Raw genomic sequence first — 388 nt, forward strand, 5'->3', positions numbered from 1 at the left:
AGCATCCCGAACGATAACGTATACGGGTCTGGGCCGAACTCCGCGGAATCCTTTCCGTATACAACGATGTAGTATGCCGTATTGGCCTTTACATTGAACGGCATGACATCCTCTTCGCCGACTCCGTTCTCGGAATCCGCCAACCAGTTCGACCAACTGGCCGTTTCGAACACTTCCACGTTGTAGTCTTTCCCCGTCGGCGATGTCAGGTTCACCGTGACCTGGCCTTCCGCCTCCGCTGTGAATGTGTAGATGTCCTTGTCCCCTGCTACGGATAGATACGAGTCGTACGTATTCCCCAGTTCAACATTGACGGCTTGCGCTAACGTGCCATTCGGTTCGTACGTGTCCCTCATAAGCATCCCGAACGATAACGTATACGGGTCTG

The 388-nt window shown here is 53.6% G+C and carries 1 protein-coding gene; it reads right to left on the reverse strand.

From position 1 onward, the window contains the following. Positions 1–388, reverse strand: a 388-nt coding sequence (locus E6C55_RS34080; RefSeq protein WP_168736018.1) for a hypothetical protein, incomplete at both ends; no start/stop codon positions are given.

Source organism: Cohnella fermenti, assembly GCF_004801405.1.
Lineage (GTDB): Bacteria > Bacillota > Bacilli > Paenibacillales > Paenibacillaceae > Cohnella > Cohnella fermenti.